Source organism: Streptomyces sp. NPDC044704 (assembly GCF_056433525.1).
The window spans coordinates 1-18,032 of sequence record NZ_JBWKGY010000004.1 but is presented as its reverse complement, the minus strand read 5'-3'; the positions used below and the strand labels follow the sequence as shown (position 1 = coordinate 18,032).

At 69.8% G+C, this 18,032-nt stretch carries 16 protein-coding genes; 5 read left to right on the top strand and 11 right to left on the bottom strand.

What is annotated here, in order from left to right; all coding sequences use genetic code 11:
• Positions 1-31: 31 nt before the first annotated feature.
• The 3 genes from AC07B0_RS10830 to AC07B0_RS10820 form a co-directional block, all read right to left on the bottom strand.
• Positions 32-886 (bottom strand): hypothetical protein, encoded by an 855-nt coding sequence (locus tag AC07B0_RS10830; protein WP_469378467.1) that lies wholly within the window; start codon positions 884-886, stop codon positions 32-34.
• Positions 887-1,093: 207 nt separating this feature from the next.
• Entirely contained in the window at positions 1,094-1,384 is a 291-nt protein-coding gene (locus AC07B0_RS10825; protein WP_356878671.1) for an STAS domain-containing protein, read from the bottom strand.
• Positions 1,384-5,562: a SpoIIE family protein phosphatase gene (locus AC07B0_RS10820; RefSeq protein WP_478897629.1), complete on the bottom strand. Its 4,179-nt coding sequence runs from the start codon at positions 5,560-5,562 to the stop codon at positions 1,384-1,386. Before AC07B0_RS10820 ends, AC07B0_RS10825 begins: the two co-directional genes overlap by 1 nt.
• A 208-nt stretch (positions 5,563-5,770) precedes the next feature.
• Here AC07B0_RS10820 and AC07B0_RS10815 point away from each other — a divergent pair, with 208 nt between their 5' ends.
• The 3 genes from AC07B0_RS10815 (at position 5,771) to AC07B0_RS10805 (ending at position 8,400) form a co-directional block, all read left to right on the top strand.
• The gene (locus tag AC07B0_RS10815) at positions 5,771-7,099 is read left to right on the top strand and encodes a PP2C family protein-serine/threonine phosphatase (protein ID WP_478897627.1); all 1,329 of its coding nucleotides are present in this window, start codon (positions 5,771-5,773) and stop codon (positions 7,097-7,099) included.
• Entirely contained in the window at positions 7,096-7,452 is a 357-nt protein-coding gene (locus AC07B0_RS10810) for an STAS domain-containing protein (protein WP_478865047.1), read from the top strand. Before AC07B0_RS10815 ends, AC07B0_RS10810 begins: the two co-directional genes overlap by 4 nt.
• A 312-nt stretch (positions 7,453-7,764) precedes the next feature.
• Positions 7,765-8,400, top strand: coding sequence for a VOC family protein (locus AC07B0_RS10805; protein ID WP_469378475.1), 636 nt, complete (start codon positions 7,765-7,767; stop codon positions 8,398-8,400).
• A gap of 156 nt (positions 8,401-8,556) precedes the next feature.
• Here AC07B0_RS10805 and AC07B0_RS10800 read toward each other — a convergent pair whose 3' ends face one another.
• Both AC07B0_RS10800 and AC07B0_RS10795 read right to left on the bottom strand, forming a co-directional pair.
• Entirely contained in the window at positions 8,557-9,201 is a 645-nt protein-coding gene (locus AC07B0_RS10800; protein WP_478897625.1) for an NADPH-dependent F420 reductase, read from the bottom strand.
• A gap of 49 nt (positions 9,202-9,250) precedes the next feature.
• A complete protein-coding gene (locus AC07B0_RS10795) occupies positions 9,251-10,063 on the bottom strand; it encodes an inositol monophosphatase family protein (protein WP_478897623.1) in 813 nt (270 codons plus the stop codon).
• Between the two features lie 116 nt (positions 10,064-10,179).
• Between AC07B0_RS10795 and AC07B0_RS10790 the strand changes: the two genes are divergently transcribed.
• Positions 10,180-11,124 (top strand): LysR family transcriptional regulator, encoded by a 945-nt coding sequence (locus tag AC07B0_RS10790; protein WP_478897622.1) that lies wholly within the window; start codon positions 10,180-10,182, stop codon positions 11,122-11,124.
• A gap of 888 nt (positions 11,125-12,012) precedes the next feature.
• On the opposite strand, the gene AC07B0_RS10785 is transcribed toward AC07B0_RS10790, so the two are convergent.
• The 5 genes from AC07B0_RS10785 to AC07B0_RS10765 all read right to left on the bottom strand — a co-directional run bounded on the left by AC07B0_RS10785 (position 12,013) and on the right by AC07B0_RS10765 (position 14,762).
• Positions 12,013-12,168, bottom strand: a complete 156-nt coding sequence (locus tag AC07B0_RS10785) for a hypothetical protein (protein WP_478897620.1) — start codon at positions 12,166-12,168, stop codon at positions 12,013-12,015.
• A gap of 102 nt (positions 12,169-12,270) precedes the next feature.
• On the bottom strand, positions 12,271-12,792 hold the full coding sequence (locus AC07B0_RS10780) for a hypothetical protein (RefSeq protein ID WP_478897619.1): 522 nt from the start codon (positions 12,790-12,792) through the stop codon (positions 12,271-12,273).
• 35 nt (positions 12,793-12,827) lie between these two features.
• A complete protein-coding gene (locus tag AC07B0_RS10775; protein WP_478897617.1) occupies positions 12,828-13,541 on the bottom strand; it encodes a transposase in 714 nt (237 codons plus the stop codon).
• A gap of 241 nt (positions 13,542-13,782) precedes the next feature.
• Entirely contained in the window at positions 13,783-14,028 is a 246-nt protein-coding gene (locus AC07B0_RS10770) for a hypothetical protein (protein WP_469378490.1), read from the bottom strand.
• 395 nt (positions 14,029-14,423) lie between these two features.
• A complete protein-coding gene (locus AC07B0_RS10765; RefSeq protein ID WP_356878654.1) occupies positions 14,424-14,762 on the bottom strand; it encodes a hypothetical protein in 339 nt (112 codons plus the stop codon).
• 789 nt (positions 14,763-15,551) lie between these two features.
• On the opposite strand from AC07B0_RS10765, the gene AC07B0_RS10760 reads away from it, so the two are divergent.
• Positions 15,552-16,175 carry a DJ-1/PfpI family protein gene (locus AC07B0_RS10760; protein WP_478897615.1) on the top strand — a complete coding sequence of 208 codons (624 nt, stop codon included), beginning with the start codon at positions 15,552-15,554 and terminating at the stop codon, positions 16,173-16,175.
• A gap of 176 nt (positions 16,176-16,351) precedes the next feature.
• On the opposite strand, the gene AC07B0_RS10755 is transcribed toward AC07B0_RS10760, so the two are convergent.
• Positions 16,352-16,894 carry a hypothetical protein gene (locus AC07B0_RS10755; RefSeq protein ID WP_469378494.1) on the bottom strand — a complete coding sequence of 181 codons (543 nt, stop codon included), beginning with the start codon at positions 16,892-16,894 and terminating at the stop codon, positions 16,352-16,354.
• Positions 16,895-18,032: the final 1,138 nt, after the last annotated feature.

The window sequence follows — 18,032 nt, the reverse complement described above, 5'->3', positions numbered from 1 at the left end:
CGCTCGCGGGCGTCGTTCTCTCTGCGACGTGTCACCCAGTGATCCGCCAGGTGCCGTGACGTACGTCGAGCGTTGCGGTGAGGTCGGCCTGTCGCGGGAAGGAGACGTTCAGCCGCCATGGCTCCGGCAGGGCAGCCAGCTTGATGGCGACCAGATCCTCGGTGACGCCGGCCAGCGCTCCGATCCAGTGAGGTGCGGTCGCGATCAGCTGCTCAGGCAGCCAGAGCCCGGGCTCGGGAACATGTGAGAGGGACGCCTCGGCGAGTCCGGCGAGGGCGGAGCCGGCCAGAAGGGCCAGCAGCCGTGCCAGGACCGCGGCCGGCAGAGCCGGGTCCCGGGTCTCCAAAAGCACGTAGCAGTCGTCGTGGCCCGAGAACCAGACCCGGGAGTCTCCCAGGCGGTTCAGGAGCGGCTCGTCAAAGCCGGTCGTGCCGAGCACGAGCGCGAGCTCGTCGAGCTGCTCCGTCGTCACGCCGGCGGGCACGTCGATCAGAGTCAGCTCGTACGGCGACCAGGTGCCGTCGAGGAGACGGGGCAGGAGGTCGCGGTCCATCACCAGGAACTCCTCCGCGAGTCCGTTCGTGCCTGACGCCCAGGATCCGAGGGAGTGGACCGTGCACGGCACGCCGAGCTCGGCCGCGATCAGCGAGGGACGCAGCGAATGCCAGTTCTCGTCCAGGTATGAGTTCGTCTCCAGCGACACCACCGCCACGGCGTCGTTCGCCACGGCCACGAGCAGGTCGACCAGCTCACCCGCCTGTGCCGCACCCGCACTGACCTGCCACATGCCCTCGGCCTCGCGGAGGCTGAAGCTCAAGGGGAACGGCCGGCGCTCCACACCGACACTGTTCACGCTGAACGCGCCCTGCTGCCCGACCTCGATCACCGCCCCACCCCCGAGAACCCGCTGGACACCACCGCCCACCCCGAACCGACCAGCGAGTTCGAGCTGTACTCCCACGCCCTGGAGGACGCTCCCGACCTCCAGCTGCCCCGGCAGGACATCCGGCAGGGAACGGTCCGGGCCGCGCAGTGGGCCCGCCGCAACAGTTGACGGTTCCGCCCCGAGCGCCTGCCCAGGGCCGTTCCGGGTTCACGTGCCGTGGACGGTGGTCAGGTCGGTGAGGCCGGAGATGGTCAGGACGGGTTCCAGGAGGGGGTTGGCGAGCAGCTCGATGCGGTCGGCGTGCGGGAAGAGCACGCTGAGGCCGGCACTGTCGAGGTATTCGACACCGGTGAGGTCGAGGACCAGGGGACCGGCCGTGCCCGCGAGGGCGGCGGCCAGTTCCCTGGTGTTGCTCATGTCGATCTCACCGACAGCGGTCAGCAGCGCGGTACCGTCGGGCCGCCATCCGAGGGTGAGGGTCAGGGGAGTGGTGGTCATCAGGCGATCCTCGTATGCATGTCGACGGTGGTGCCGGACGGGCCGGGGGTGACGGTGACGTGCTGCATCAGTGCGCGCATCAGACCCATCCCGCGACCGCGATGGGTGTTGAGCTCCGGCTGCGGTGCTTTCCAGCGGCCGGTGTCGGCGATGGTCAGGCGCAGCTTGTCGACATGCGCCTCGGCCCGGAAGTAGATGGTGTCACCGGGGGCGTCGCGGTGGCCGTGCTCGATGGCATTGGCACACGCCTCGCCCGCGGCGACCAGGACGTTCTGCATGGTGGTGGGGGGCAGGTCGCACTGGTTGAGCCAGCCGCGCAGCGTCTTGCGGACCGGGGCGAGCTGCGAGGACTCGGCGGGGAAGGACATCTCCAGCGGGGCCGGGTGGCGGTAGAGCAGCAGGGCGACGTCGTCGTCGTAGCCGTCGGCGGGGGCCAATCGTGACATGACGTGGGTGGCGAGGTCGTCGATGGAGGTGTCCCGGCCGTCCTGGAGGGCTTCACTGGCCTGGTCGATGCCCGCGCTGAGCGGGCGGCGGCGGCGTTCGACGAGCCCATCGGTGTACAGCAGCAGGGTGGACCGCGCAGGTATGGTGCAGGCGCCCTCGGGGCGTTGGTTGCCGGGCCGCACGGCCAACGGCAGGGAGCGTCCGTCCTCCAGGAGGCGACGGGTGCCGTCGGGAAGGACGAGGATGCCGGGCGGATGGCCGGCGCTGGCGTACGTCAGCTGCCCGGTGTCGGCATTGAGGACGCCGCAGAAGACGGTGGTGCAGATCGCACCCGGGACCCCCGCCGCGAACTGGTCCAGGGCCATCAGCGTCTGGGAGGGACTCGAGTCCTGGAGCAGCAGGGCGCGGCACGCGCTGCGCAGTTGGCCCATGACGCTGGCGGCGGCTAGGCCCCGGCCGACGCAGTCGCCCACGACGATGCCGATGCGGCCGTCAGGGAGGGTGACGGTGTCGTACCAGTCGCCGCCGACCTCCAGGGGCCGGGTGGCGGGCTCGTACCGGACGGCGAAACCGTCGGGCAGCCGGGAGGGGCCGAGGATGGCGCGCTGTAGGGCGATGGCAGTCGCGCGCTGCTGGTCGAACTGGTGGGCGCGGTTTAGCCCCTGGGCCAGGTGACCGGCCAGGAGGGACAGCAACAGCTGGTCCTCGCCGGTGAAGGGCCGGTTCTCACCCAGGTCGATCCACAGGACCAGCGGGCCGTCGGGGAACTCCAGGAGGATGCCGGCTCCGGTCTGGTCGGCGACCGGCGTCAGGACCGGCCCCCGGCGCAGCCCGTCGAGCGTCCCGCGTCGTGCGGCGGGCAGCTCCGGCCAGGCCGGCGACGCGTCGGTGGAGGTCAGCACGGGTTCGTCGCCGCGGTCGAAGACAGCGGCCACGACCCACCGGGCGCGCCACAGCTTCTTCAGTTCGGCCAGAGCACCGGCCAGGGCCTCGGGCACGCTGGTGGCCCGTGACAGGCAGGTGGCCAGCGCTGCCAGTGCGCTCTCGCGCTGGATGGCGTAGTGCTCGGCGGTGACGTCGCGGAACGTGCCGACGGTCACGCGGCGCCCGGTGTCGGGATCGTCGACCTGGTTGAAGGTGGCCGTCACCCACAGCCGGTGTCCGTCGAGGTGGGTCACCGGAATGGTGTACGAGCCCTTGGTGTGGCCCAGCAGCAGGGCGAAGGCGTCGCTGACCTGCTGGTGCGCCTCGGAGTCGGTGGCGGCGTCGGGCCACCAGGGGTGGATCGGCCGGTAGGGCAGGCCTTCGGGTCCGTAGCCGATGATGTCGGTGAAGGCCGCGTTGATCTCGACGACGGCGCCTTCCTCGTCGCAGACGAAGAAGGCTTCCTGCAGGGAGTCCACCAGCGCGGTGCGCCAGCGGGCATGGTGGCTGCGCAGCTGCGCCAGCTCGATGTTCGCCCGCACCCGGGCGAGGAGTTCGGCGGCCGCGAACGGTTTGACGAGGTAGTCGTCCGCTCCCGCCCGCAGACCCTCGATGGACGCCTCCTGCCCGGCCCGGGCGGACAGCAGAAGTACGGGGACCGAGGCGGTGCGCTGGTCGGACCGCAGCGCGGCGACCAGGGCGAGGCCGTCCAGGTGGGGCATCATGACATCGCTGACCACCAGGTCGAAGGCCGTCGCGCGGATGGCCCCGATCGCTTCCCGGCCGTCGTTGACCGCGCTGACCTGGTAACCGGCTCCGCGCAGCAGGCGGATGAGGTACTCGCGCATGTCGGCGTTGTCGTCGGCGACCAGTACGTGCGCCGGGCCGCGGCCCGGCCCTTCCGCGTTCCCCTCCACGGCACCCGTGACCGCGTCCCCCCGGACGGCGGCGGGCGTCGCCGCGCTCTGCTCGCCGGGCAGCCAGCGCAGGGCCTCCTGTACGAAGGGGTCGGTCGCGAGGGGAACCGCGTCGGTGCCCGCCTCCGGGAGGACGGCGTCGGCCGGCAGGTGCGCGGAGCCGAAGGGCAGCCGGACGGTGAACCGGGTGCCCCGGCCCTCGGTGGACGCGGCGCTGATCTCGCCGCCGTGCAGGCCGACCAGCTCCTTCACCAGGGCCAGGCCGATGCCGCTGCCCTCGTTGGAACGCGAACGGGCATTCTCGATGCGGTGGAACCGTTCGAACAGCCGGGGCATCTCCTGCGCCGCGACACCGATCCCGGTGTCGGTGACGGTCACCACCGCCGTGCCGTCCTCGGCGCCCACGGTGACACGGATCGAGCCGTCGAAGGTGAACTTCAGCGCATTGCTGAGCAGGTTGAGGACGACTTTCTCCCACATGCTCCGGTCGATGAACACCGGCTCGGCCAGCGGGGAGCAGTCCACCCGGAAGTCCAGGCCCGCCTTGTCGACGGCGGAGCGGAACACGCTGGCGAGCTCACCGGTGACCCGCGCCAGGTCGACCGGCTCGTAGCGGGCCTGCATCCGGCCCGCCTCGATGCGGGAGAAGTCCAGCAGCGTGTTGACCAGCTTGCCCAGCCGCAGCCCGTTGCGGTGGACGACCTCCAGCTCCTCGCGCACGTCCGCGTCCGCGCCCACGAGGCGGTCCCGCAGCTCCTCCACCGGCCCCATGATCAGCGTCAAGGGGGTACGGAACTCGTGGCTGATGTTGGAGAAGAACGTCGTCTTCGCCCGGTCCAGCTCCGCAAGCTCCTCCGCGCGCCGCTGCTGCGCCTGGTAACTGCGGGCGCTGGCCACTCCGGTGGCGACATGCCCGGCGACCAGTTCCACGAAGCCGCGGTACCCGTCGTCCAGGTCCCGGTACCGGTTCAGGCCCACCACCATGAACCCGTACGGGGCGCCTCCCTGCTGGCGCAGCGGCACCACGAGCGCCTGGCGGGGCACCTCGGCCCACGCCCCCGTCGGCAGGTCCGCGAACACGGCGCCGTCCAACGGCACCAGCGCGGAATCGCCCCGCGACGCGGCGGCCGTCGGCCACACCGTCTCTGAATCCGGCAGCAGAAGCTCCGCCGCGGCCGGGTGGTCGGCGCGCATGCCGGTGACCGCGGCCAGCCCGGCGCTGCCGTCGTCCTGGAAGAGGTAGGTCAGCGTGAACGGCAGGTCGTGCGGATTGCGGCTCAGCTGCAGACGGGCGAAGTCGAGCATTTCCTGCTCGGTGCGCACCACGCTGGGGTCGGACCCGAGATCGCGCAGCGTGGCCATGCGTCGTTCGCCGATGACCCGGTCGGTCTCCTCGCTGACCACGCACAGCATGCCGACCACCTGCCCGGTGTCGTCGCGCAGCGGGCTGTAGGAGAAGGTGTGGTAGCTCTCCTCCGGGTACCCAGAGCGCTCCACGAACAGCAGCAGGGCCTGGTCCCAGGTCGCTTCGCCGGTGGTGAGCACGGTGTCGATGCGGGGACCGATGTCGTTCCAGATCTCCGCCCAGACCTCGCTCGCCGGCCGCCCCAGGGCCCACGGGTACTTCCGGCCCAGGGTGTCGCGACGGTAGGCGGCGTTGCAGAAGAACGTGAGTTCCGGTCCCCAGGCCATCCACATCGAGAACTTCGACGACAACAGGATGCTCACGGTCGTCTTCAGGCTCTGCGGCCAGTCCTCCGGGTCCCCGAGCGGCGTGGTCGCCGCCCAGTCCACCAGGGACAGGTCCCGGCCGACCGCCTCGTCGGCGGCGAACACACCGGCCCCGACTGCCGGCACCGGTTCCGGTTCGGCACGCTCGGAACGCGTCACTGTCCACCCCTTCGTTCACGACGGCCGATGCCCGGGCGCAGCCCGCCGGCGTCGATGGCGTTGTCCCCTCCGCACGTCAAGGTCACTACGTCCGTGAGATACCCACATGGGCGCTGGGCCATCCTGAGGAACTCGTTGACGTGATCAGTAGGATAGGACAACCGGGCCCCGCACCAAGAGGGACGGCCGACGAGGGGGCGGGGGCGACATGACGGGGGCGGAGTACGCCGTTCACCGGGACGCGAGGGGAGCTGCGCCGGACGAACAGCAGCGGCTCGCCGCGGTGCGCCGCTACGCGGTCCTTGACACCCCGTCCGACGGTACCTTCGACAAGATCGCCGCCCTCGCGGCCCGCATCTTCGACGTCCCCATGGCCACCGTGGCGATCGTGGACGACGACCGGGTGTGGTTCAAGGCCGCGCACGGCCTCCAGGGCGTCCCGCAGGTCCCCCGTGACCCGGGCCCGAGCCCCTGCGCCGTCCCGTACGACGATCCGTACGTCCTCACGGACGCCCTCACCGACCCGCGCGGAGCCACCGACCCCCTCGTCCGGGCGGACCTGGGCGTCCGCTTCCACGCCGCGGCGGCGATCACCACGGCCGACGGGTACCACCTGGGCACCGTCGACGTCCTCGACACCCGCGCCCGCCGCCCCACCGACGTCCAGCTCGCGACGCTCCGGGACTTGGCCGCGCTCGTCATGGACGAACTCGAACTGCGGCTGTCCGCCCTGCGCACGGTCGCCGCCGAACGCGCCCGGCGCGCGGACGCCGAACGCCTGGCCCGCACCCTCCAGCGCACCCTGCTGCCGCCGGCCCTCCCCACGGTGCCCGGACTGCACACGGCCGCCGCCTACCACACCGCGTCCGCCGACGAGGTCGGCGGAGACTTCTACGACCTGTTCCCCCTGGACGACGGCCGCTGGGCGTTCTTCCTCGGCGACGTGTGCGGCAAGGGCGCCGACGCCGCCGCCCTGACCTCACTCACCCGCTACACCCTGCGCGCCGCCGCCATCTACGACCCCGACCCCTGCACCGCCCTGGCCAACCTCGACGCGGTCCTCAAGGGCGAGTACCAGGGCGACAACCCACGCTTCTGCACCGCCGTGTTCGGCGTGCTCGACGCCGCGTCCGACGGCTCCTTCACCGTCACGCTGGCCGGCGGCGGCCACCCCCCGACCCTGGCCGTGCGCGCGGACGGCACCGTCGAGACGGTGTCCACCACCGGCGGCCAGCTGATCGGGCTCCTGCCGGACCCCCACTTCGTGCAGGCCACCACCCGCCTCGCCCCCGGTGACACGCTGCTGCTGTACACCGACGGGCTCATCGAGGCCCGTACCGCGGACGGCAGCATGCTCGGCGAGGAGGGACTGGCCCGCCACCTGTCCGCCCATACCGCGCGCGGAGCCGACAGTCTGCTGGCCACGGTGCACAAGCTCTTCACCGCCCTGGGGACCGGGGTGAGCGACGACACCGCGCTGCTCGCCCTGTCCGTTCCGCCCCGCCGCACACCACTACCCGCTCAGGAGAACAGGTGACCGACCGCACCCTGACCGCCACCCGACACACCCACTCCCGTGGGGTCACCGTGCTGGCCGTGGCCGGCGAACTCGACCACCACACGGCACCGGAGCTGACCCGGGTCATCCAGGACACCCCCTTCAGCTCCGACGTTCCCGTGCTGATCGACCTCTCCGCGCTCGACTACTGCGACTCCACCGGCATCACCGTGCTCGTCAGCGCCTACCACCGCGCGAACGAGGCCGGTGCGCCCCTGCTCCTGGTCGGGCTGAACGCCGACCTGATGCATGTCTTTGGCATCATCGGCCTCGATCAGCTCTTCACCTTCCAGCCCACCGTCGAGGACGCCGTCAACTCCCTGCACGCCTAGCGAACTCGTGCACGGCTTCGACCCCGGACCCCCTTGCCCTGACGCCCGCACTCCCCGTCCCGCACCCCACTTCGGATGCCGCGGGTTCGAGGGGCGGCGCGCCCAGGCGAGGGTGGACCGGTGCTCACGAGCGGGTCCAAGCCGGTTCGGTGCCCCCGGGCTCGCCCCTTGCCCGGAGCTGATCGACCGGGCTTCCCCCCGCCGCCGGGATGGCGATGATCGATCCGATCCACGGCTGAATCCGCGCCGGACGCGGCCGGGCGGCGGGCGTGGCGTCGTGATTTGGGGGGGGTGTCGGGTGATGATGCAGCAGTGCGACTTGATCACGTGTCCTATGCGGTGGCCCGCGACAGCTTCGTCTCGACCGTCCAGTGGATCGGATCGGCCCTCGGAGCCGGGTTCGTCGACGGGGGCGTGCACCCACGATTCGGCACCCGCAATTTCATTCTCCCGCTGAGCGGCGGCACTTACGTCGAGGTCGTCACCACACTCGACCACCCCGCCGCCGACCGCGCACCCTTCGGCCAGGCGGTCGCGCGCCGCGCCGCCGAGGGCGGCGGCTGGCTCGGTTGGGTGGTCTCCGTCGACGACATCGCCCCGGTCGAGGCCCGCCTCGGCCGCACCTCGGCCGAGGGCCACCGCGTCCGCCCCGACGGGTTCGACCTGAGGTGGAAGCAGATCGGCCTGCTGGAACTACTGGAGGACCCGCAACTGCCGTACTTCCTCCAGTGGTTGGTCCCCGCCGAGGAGCGCCCCAGCGCCGACCCGCGCACCTCCACCACCATCCACGGGGTCTCCATCGCCGGTGACGCCGCCTCCATCGCCGAATTCCTCGGCGAACCGGCCGACCACCCCCTCGACCAGATCGACGTCACCTGGGTCGAGGATGAGGAACCGGGCCTGGTCTCGGTCGAGTTCGCGACCGCCCGCGGCCCGGTCACGATCTGATCAGGGCCCGCCTGCCCCGCGGGAGCAGTACCCTGACCGTCACCGCGGGCCACGCCGGCACGCGCTTGCCTTCGAAGCGGCCGTAGCCGTATCCGCGCGCCACGAAGCGGTCCCACCCACCCACCCGGTTTCGCAATGACCCGGTCTTGGTGTGGGTCAGCGGGCGAGGGAGACGGCGAAGGGCTTGAAGCCGTGCCGTCGCAGGATGTGGGGCACGACCAGGATCATGGCCTCGGTGGCTCGGGCTGTGGTGATGTCGCCGAGATCTTCGATCCGTTCGGGCTGCCAGCCAAGGTCGCCGAGCAGGCCGGAGACGGTCCTCTTCGCCTGTTCGTCGTCGCCCGAGAGATATGCGGTCGGTGGGGTGGCCAGGGTCTCGGGAGCGGTCATGACCGTGAAAAGCATGGTGTTGAGGGTCTTGACCACATGGGTGTCGGGGAGCGCGGCCTGGAGCTTCTCGGCGAGGCTGCTTCCGGGATAGCACAGGTCGCCGGGCAAGCCGTCACCAGCGGTGCTGGTGGCGTTGGAGACATCGACGAGGATCTTGCCGGAGAGCTCGGTGCGCAGGTCGGCGAGGCGTTCCAGGGAGCTGTCGCCGGGCGTCGCGTTGATGACGATGTCCGCGGTGCGGGCGGTGGTGCGCTGGTCGGCGAAGGCGATCCGCGGGGCAAGCCCATCCGTGCGGGCGGCGGTGTCTTCGGGGCTCCGGCCACCGAGGGTGACGTGGTGTCCGGCCGCGACTAGCTTGCGGGCGAGGTTGGTTCCTACGCGGCCGGCGCCCAGGATGCCGATGCTGGTCATGAGGCGGTGCTCCTTGTGGTGTCGGGTGGGAAGAGCGGAGGCGCGCCGGTCAGGCGATGGGTGCGAGGACCTTGAGGGCGGCGGAGTGGAGGCCGGGGGCGGCGGCCAGGAAGTCGCGGCTGGCGGTGTTCCAGGGTTCGCCCGCCAGGTCGGTGACGGTGCCTCCTGCCTCGGAGACCAGCAGGGCGCCGGCGACCAGGCCGGAGCGGACGTCGGAGAACTGCCAGAACGCGTCCATGCGTCCGGCGGCGACGTGGATGAGCTGCATCGTGGCCGGCACGGACACGCGTACGACCAGGCCGTTGACGAGCATGGCGGTGACGGAGTCACCGATCCGCCGGAAGGTGCGCTCGTCTTCGCCGGGCTTGGCCTGACCGGTGCCGATGAGCGCGGCGCCCAGGTCGGTCTTGGCGGACACCTTCAGGGGACGGTCGTTGAGCCGGGCACCGGCGCCCGCGACGGCGGTGTACGTGTCGCCCGTCAGCGGCAGGTGGACGACGGTGAGCACCGGCCGGTTGTCGCTGACCAGGGTGGCGGTGACGGCCCAGTCATCCATCCCGTGGACGTGGTTGATGTTGCCCTCGGCGGGGTCGACGACCCACCACTCCCCGGCCGGGAGTGCGCCGCCGGCCAGTTCGTCCTCGGCCCACTGCGACCCCGGCCGCGCCCGCAGCAGCGGTTCCCGCAGCACCTCCAGTACCGCGTCGTCGTTGGCGTGGATCTCGCCGACGACCTCGTCCAGACTCACGCCCCGGGCGTACGAGGTGTAGCGGTCGCGCAACGTGATGCCGGCCGTCTTCACGGCGGCGGTCACATCGGCCAGGAACGTCGTACCGGCGTCGAAAGACATGGCGGTGCTCATGATGGGCTCCCTGGGGATCGTTAGAAGCGGGGGCGGTTGTCTCGCCCCGCACTTCGAAGGTAGGCCGCCCAATCGTTAACAACAAGTGCATGCTTTTCACTCGTAGGATTACTGCCATGCAACTGGATCTGAATCTACTGACGGCACTGGACGCCTTGCTGGAAGAGGGCAGCGTCGCCGGCGCGGCAGCACGCCTCCACGTCACCCCACCCGCGATGAGCCGCTCCCTGGGTCGCATCCGCAAGGCCACCGGTGACCCGATCCTGGTCCGTACCGGCCGGAGCATGGTCCCCACCACCCGGGCGCTGGCCATGCGCGCCCAGGTCCATACCCTCGTGCAGCAGGCCCACCAGCTTCTCTCCGCGCAGCAGGAACTCGACCTGGCGGCTCTCGACCGGGTGTTCACCGTGCGCTGGCACGACGCCCTGACCGCAGCTTGCGGTACCGCCCTGATCACCTCCGTACACCGCAGGGCCCCAGGCGTCCGGCTGCGCCTGTCCATCGAACCCGGGTCGGACGATGCCGAGTTGCGCCGGGGTGAGGTCGACATCGAATCGAGCTCCAGCACTCCGACGCTTCCCGACGTCCGCCACCGCCTCGTCGGCAAGGACAGGCTGGTCGTCGCCGTCCGACCGGGGCACCCGCTCACCGAAGGCCCACTGAGCCTCGAGCGCTACGCAGCCGCCGAGCACGTCACCGTTTCGCGTCGCGGTCGCCTGCGCGACCCGGTCGACGACGTCCTGACCGCACACGGCCTCGAACGGCGCGTCGTAGCCGCCGGCCCCACCGCCGCCTTCGCACTCCAACTCGCCCTCGAATCCGACCTGGTCGTCACCCTCCCCGACGCCGTCACCGGAAAGGCCCGGGAGCAACTCGGCCTGACCACACTGCCGCCACCCCTCCCGCTGCCCGACGTCCCCCTCTACCTGCTGTGGCACCAGCGCTACGACAACGACCGCGCCCACACCTGGCTACGAGACCTGGCCACCGAAACCGTCCAGGCACTATTCACCCCACCGACCACCTCTCAACAGCCCCTCACCAACGGGACCGGACAGTGACGGATAACCAGGGGAATGGGCCTGTGGCAGCTGACTTCCGTCCTCGTGACCGTCTGACCGGAACGGGCGATCATCCCGAAGCGGTCAGCGGGTCCCGGCCGATGGGAGGGGGCAAATTCTGGACGGAAATTTGATGGAAGACGAGGCTGACTCGCTGTCGGATGAATACCCCTTCTAGGGGAATCTCAACTGATCGGGTCTGGTCCGGAGGGTGCCCCCTGTTTCTGCGGGAAGGTGCCCTCCGTCGATTTCGAGAGCAGGGGATCAAGGGGGCGTCCGACTTCCCCCTCATTCTGTGTGGCCGCCCCAACAGAGCTGAGTCGGAGCCCGAAGTCATTGACAAACGACTCCCGTCATCGGGCGCTGGAGTCGGGAGGTGGTGGGCCTGGCGTGCGCGTTCTTCGATGAGGCGGCGGAACCCGGCGAGCGCATACCGTTCTCTGGTCGCGGAGCCCGGGCCGCAGATGCCGGCGACGTCGGCCACGAGCTGCTGGGGCTGTGGCTGCCGGCCGACGACCAGGACCCGCAGTGCCCAGCCCTCCGCCCGCCGGTGCAGGTCAAAGCAATCCAGGGCGTCCCGCACTCGGGACACGTCACCCGACCCGCCCCCTTCAACTCTGCCATCACCCTGCGCCGTAACCGACCAGCCCGCCGCCATGACCTGGCACGGCATGCCGTCGAGCAGAACACGGCGTCCATCCGCGCAGCCGGCCGCAACTGGTCACCACAGCCCCCACACACCACTCCAGGCTGCGGCCCCGAGTACCTCGAAATCAGTGAGGGACGTCAGATCCAGTTGCCCCAACCGAACGTTGCGACGTAGGCCCGCCGGATGGCGTCCCAGCCACGGCCGCTGCCGATCTGGATCACTGTCAGCGCAAGGATGAATCAGGCCGTGAAGGCACCAGTAATGATCAGTGTCCATCGAGGGCCGGAGAGGCTGGCGACCACGATGAGGGCGATGATGGTCACGCCCAATCCCATGTGGGCGGCGGGCAGATCGGAGCGCAGGACTTCGCGCAAGGCGTGGCGTTCTTGCTGCATATCCCGGGTGTAACGGGAAGAAGCCGAGCCTTCGCTGTTCTCTCGCTCAGAGCTGTGCTCCATAAGGCCCCCTGTTGGTCCAGCTGCGACTACCTGAGCAGCCTATGCCGTGCTGTGATCGCGGTCAGCGTCGGTTTTGCGTCGGGGTTTTGTCCCCTCCTTGCGGTGGGCGGGCCGACTGTAGGCCTCGCCCGTGGCGAGGACGCGTCCCACCTCGTAGCGGGTGGCTGGATGCCGGTTCTTCGAGCCGAGCGGGCGTCTGGGGCCGGCCCGGGTCGGTTTCGGTGCACTGGCTGGCGTGCCGGTCTTCGCGCGTAGGTTTCTGAACCCGCGTCGAACGCGGGCGGGGGTGAGTCTGTTCGGTTCGGCCGGGCGTTCCCACGGCCGACGGAGGTCCCGTGCCCTGGAGTTCCGAAGTCGCGGGCGGGTCCATCCGAGGATCTGCTTGAGCAGCTGGAAGGTGTGTTCCAGGTCGAAGCGTCGCAGGAAGGACTGCCAACATCGGTCGACGTCCTGGGTGGTGGCGCCGGTGCCGGACCACCAGAGCCAGACGGGCTTGTTCACACCGCCGCTGGGCAGCTTCTCGACCGTCAACCGGATCACGGTACCTTCGATGATCGGCAACGGGCCTTGGTGGTCGAGCCAGGCGGCTCGGCGAGTCAGTCGTGGGTGGAGCCGGTACGAGCCTTGCGCGGTCGCCGCCCCATATCGGTCGCTGTTGGTGACGGTGACCGTAGTAGCCTCGCCCCACGTGGCCGGGTCACCGAAGCTAAAATCGCCGCCGTGCTTCGGCGGACGGCCGCCCTGTGGCGGGCAGATCCACGGCACGGGACCGGCTTGCGCATCACCCGGTCCGAGCGGGGCCGCCCCAGAACCTCCACGGGGAGGTCGGCCAGGAGGCGGGCGACGTGGGGCGCGTCGTAGCCCGCGTCCAGCACGACCAGGATGCTCGGGTCGCCGACCCTCCGCTGTTCAGCGTCCAGGAGCCGTCCGACGACGCCGCGGACCTGTCCAGCGGTGACCGCGGCCACGTCGGCGGCGGGCTCCAGCCTGATCGTCCAACAGCGCGGTCCACGAGGTCCGGCCGGTCTCCAGAGCGGCGAGGATCGAGTACGGCCAGCCGGGCACCATCTGGTGCTTGCCCAGGCACCGGCCGAAGGTATGGCAGAGCAGCGGTCGGACGAGGTGTCGGTGTCCGGCCTCGGCCACGGGGAGACGTCCACGGCCAACACCAGCCGGCCATCGCTAGCCCGGGGCAGTGTAACGGCGACCAGCCCCCACCGTAGCCGGGCGACATCGATCCGGCCCTGGTTCATCCCGGAGTAGAGGGCACCGTGGCCCCTCCGGTGCTCAGGCGCGAGGGCCAGGTCCACGAGCGTGCGGTGAAGACCAGGCACGTGTACAGCTCCGACCGGCACTCCGCCACTGCCGTGAACGCGTCTCGTTGGACGTTGTGCTCGACCAGTCCCACGTTCCCGGCCTCTGTGCTGCGTTGTCGCTGATCACAGGATCGAATGACGGCACCTCAAATGCGATGAACTGGGGAAATCCCGATCAAGTTCGAGCCCCGTTCGACGGCAGACCATAAACGACAAGCTCAGTCCGCGAACTTCGTCACTCCGGCGTCAGGGCGGCGTCGCGCCGTCGAAGGTCTTGCATCGCCAAGGCCACGCCCCGGCCATCGGCCACCATCGCCCAGAGCCCCAGCGGGATGACAAGCCACCGCCACCCACTATGGAAGTGCGTGATCACGGCGACTACGAAGACCAGCTGGGCCGCACAGAGCGCGAGGTTGCCCAGCAGGCGCAGCACCGGATGCGGTCTCCTGCGGAACACCACTTCGAACCAGGTCTTCTCCACTGTCCCCACCCCTCATTCAGTCCGGGGCCACCCCGGACGACGACAGGGAAACAGTAGCGACGTACTGCATCAAGACCTGGCTGAAGAACAACAAGGTAAAAGGTGCTGGCGCGCTTGCCCGGGCGGCTGTCGAGACGGGTCAGGCCCAGCACACCTCTCTGCCTGGGGAGAGGCTGGTTGCGTCGATGGTGGCCCCTCTCGCGATGCCGTGTGGCGGATCAACTCGTTCCCCGAAGCAGGGCTCATACCTCGAAAGTCGTTCGCGACCCAGACCGACGGTCGTCGCGAGCTCTCTCGTGCGGGCGCTGTGGCCGCGTGGCACCGGACGGTCTGCGCCTTCCCGCTCCACCCGCTGCGTGAGGGCCCGCCGGGCCCCGCATCAATGCCCGCTGCCGTCAGCCCGTCGCGCCGGGCAGAGCCGTGAAGGTCGCGCTGGCTGACCGAGAGGACACCGCCCCTTCCACTGCGAGTTCCCCGTCGATGGAGATCGTGCACTGGAGCCAGCCGTCGGGATGCTCGGGGTTGGAGGTGATGATCGTGAGCATGGGCATCGCGTCGATGCCCGACATCACGACGTCCTGCTTCCACGGCGTGACGCCAGCCTTGACCTGCTTCTGCTCTCCTTTCAGAGGGTCGCCGACCGAATAGGACACCTCGAAGGAGCCGGTGCCGGTCACCTCGTAGGTGACCTTGGTCCCACGCTTGCGCAGGAAGGGGAGGAACTTGCTGTTCATGTGCGGCCTCTGTGAAAGCGGACAAGGCGAACTCTCAGTGATCCTCGCACGTGCTGCCGCGACGGCCGCGGGGGTACCTGGAGCGACGGGGCCTTCGATGAGCATCCCTTTCGCCGCCGAGAGCGCCTCCGCCCTAGATACCCCTGATCCACCTGGACCAGTCGGCCCCGGGACAGGGCGGGCACGTTCGGCTTCACCACCGGGGTCAGGCCCACGTCGCTGCACGCCTCCGCCATGGCAGGGCGCACACGCTCAGCTCGAACTCCACCATCGACGGGTCGACGCCCGGAGATATACGTGAACGCCGACGTCATGCCGATCAGCTCGGCGACCTCCAAGAGCAGCTGCGGGGCGTCGTCGACGCTCGCCGACTCCCGATGCCGCACAGTGGGGGGCACCGTTGCGGTCATCCGCGTCTCCTCCAGTTCCCGCAGCATGGGCGCTTTCGAGCCCATCCCGTACTGGCGCTGCCGCCGTGTCGCGTACGCGGCGAACTCACCGGGGTAGACATCCAGTTGATCGGCGGCGAAGCGGACCGCCGGCCCCTGGGGCCACGGATAGGTCCTCGCTGGGGAACACCCCGAGCATGCGTACGCAGCTCCACTGCACTGCCCAGCCGGTTCGCCGGCACCCGCTTCGGCCGCGGTGACTCCAGCGTCCCTGCTCCCGTCCCAGGGCGGCGGAGGGTCATGTAGATCCGGTCCATCTGCGCGAACATCGTCAGCAGGGCGATGGTCATGTCGGTGCTTTACCGTCAAGCCACCGCCACCGAACGGAAAGGCAACCGTCGTGCACATCGCCATCCTCACCTTCGAGGGCTACAACGAGCTCGACTCCCTGATCGCGCTCGGCGTGCTCAACCGCATCAAGACCGACGACTGGCGCGTCACCATCTCCACCCCCAGCCCCAAGGTGACCTCGATGAACGGGGTGGTCATCGAGCAGATGTCCACGCTTGAGGAGGCGTGCACCGCTGACGCCGTCATCGTCGGGAGCGGCATCGCCACCCGCGAGGTCGTCGAAGACCCGGCGATCATGAACATCCTGCGCCGCCTGGACCCCTCGCGCCAGCTCATCGCGGCACAGTGCTCCGGCGCGCTCGTGCTGGCCAAGCTCGGCATGCTCAACAACATCCCCGCCTGCACCGACCTGACCACCAAGCCCTGGGTCGTAGCCGCCGGCGTCGAGGTACTCAACCAGCCCTTCTACGCCAAGGGCAACATCGCCACCGCCGGCGGCTGCCTGGCCTCGCACTACCTCGCCGCCTGGATCATCGCCCGCCTGCAGGGCAACGACGCCGCCGCAAGCGCGCTGCACTATGTCGCCCCGGTCGGCGAGAAGGAGGAATACACCGAGCGCGCCTTGCGTAACATCACCCCCTACCTGCCCTCCTCCACACCGGTGCTCGTCTGAACAACGAGTCGCAGGCAGCGACCTCGGGCGTCGCAGCCTCAGCCCGGTGGCCGGGGTTGCTGGACGGCCGTACTGGCGGGCGGACCGCTACCATCCGGCACGGCCTGCGCCCGGTCCGGGCGCAGGCCGGCTCACTCTGCGCTGCCCCTCCTGACGAACTGTCGAATCCGTCCGGTTCAGGTGCCGGCTTCGCAATGCAACGTCACCGTGAACACTGCCGACGAGACGCCCTGCTCCGATCCCTGTCGGGGCACCAGGAGCTGGGCCTTCACTGTGGGCCTTGGTTCTGCCGGGTTCGCGCGGGCGGGGGCGTTGACGACGAACTGGGTCTTGGCGCTCGGGGCGGTGAACTTCACCATGGGCTCGGTGCGCTTACCCGTGTCCGGGCTGGTCCACACGACCTTGATGTCACCGCTTCCCGTGCCTGTGAGCGTGCCCTCGAACGTCACGGGAGTTGCCTGGTTGCACTTGACCGTGGGGGTGTCCGGTTTGGTCGCGACCACGTCGGCTTCGGCGATGTTGACGTTCACTGGGGCGGGCCCCTCCGTGCACGGGACGGTGGAGCCGCGACCACCATCGCGTGGTCTGACGTTGTAGGTGCCGTCGCGCAGGTTTTTCGCGATGAGGTTGCCCTGTGCATTGACGCGTGTATCCGACGCTCTTCCGCCGATTCGGTTGATCGTGATCTTTTGGTTCGGCCGGAAGCCGGTGAGCTCCATGTTGACGTTGGTCGAGGAGCCGCCTATGGCTTTCAGCTGGCATGCCGGGGCGGCAGGGGCTTGCACGGCCGAAGGGGCCGCCAGGGCCGCCGTCGGTGGCAAGGCAACGGCGGAAGCCAGGAGTGGGGCGATCAGTGCACAACGACGTTGCCGATTCATGTGCTTCCCTCCATGGCAGAGTTGCTGCCAGGGTGTGTACGGAATCAGGGATCGGGCTCGCCATGGCGGGCGACGCGACACGTGTCGCGGCAAGAGGGGGCGCGGCCGGTCTACCGGTCGGTCCGGGATCAGCGCTCGACGCCGACTGTCCGCGGACGTCGCGGATGGGGTGAGGGCTGATGGGCCGTCATGGCGGCCTGCGGTGGCCCCGAGCCACGGGGCTCCACTCCGAGAATACCTGCCAGAGCCTGAAGCGGCTCGTCAAGAGCGCCTGGCCCCAGAGAGCCGCATCCGCTGGGCGCGGTAGCGAGTCGCGCCTGGCCCGAGGAGGCGGCCACGTATGGGATGCAGCCGCTCTTTTCTGCGCCGAGGACGGGCTTCGCCTTCCTCGAAGGCCAGGTATTCGGCCGCCGCGCGGCGTTCCTTCCCGCTTGCCGGAGGCGGGGGCGCCAGATCCTGGACACGGAGGCCGGGCAGGGAGCATCTGACCGGACGACCTATGGGAGGTGGCCGACCCCTCGTCGTGGCGTCGGGGCCACCCTCGTATGCAGTCCTCGGAATGCCCGGCACTCCGGGGGCTGGGTCACGCAGTGGATCCTCCTCACCCACCTCGCGGTCGAAGTCCATGCCGCTCGACGCAGCACGACGGAGTATGGAGCGGCGCGGAACAGCTGGAATGGTGGCGGTCCGAACAGGAACAGCGCCCGGCGGGCTCCGCAGAGCGGTCCGCCCTCCGAAAAGCCGCCCAGATGTCCTCGTCCGCCACGGAGCAACAGCAGGCCGGCAGTAAGCGGACCCGGCTGCGCCGCAGGCGGCGGCAGGCGTCCCGGTACCGGTGCCGGCCGAGCTGGACGGCCTCCGTCCCGGCCGCCAGGGGGCCACCTCCTAGGAGTTGTCGTCAAAGTGTCACGCCCACATCAGGAGCGACGCGAGGGTGACGGCTGCTTGGTAGGACTGGGCGGTCTTGTCGTACCTGGTC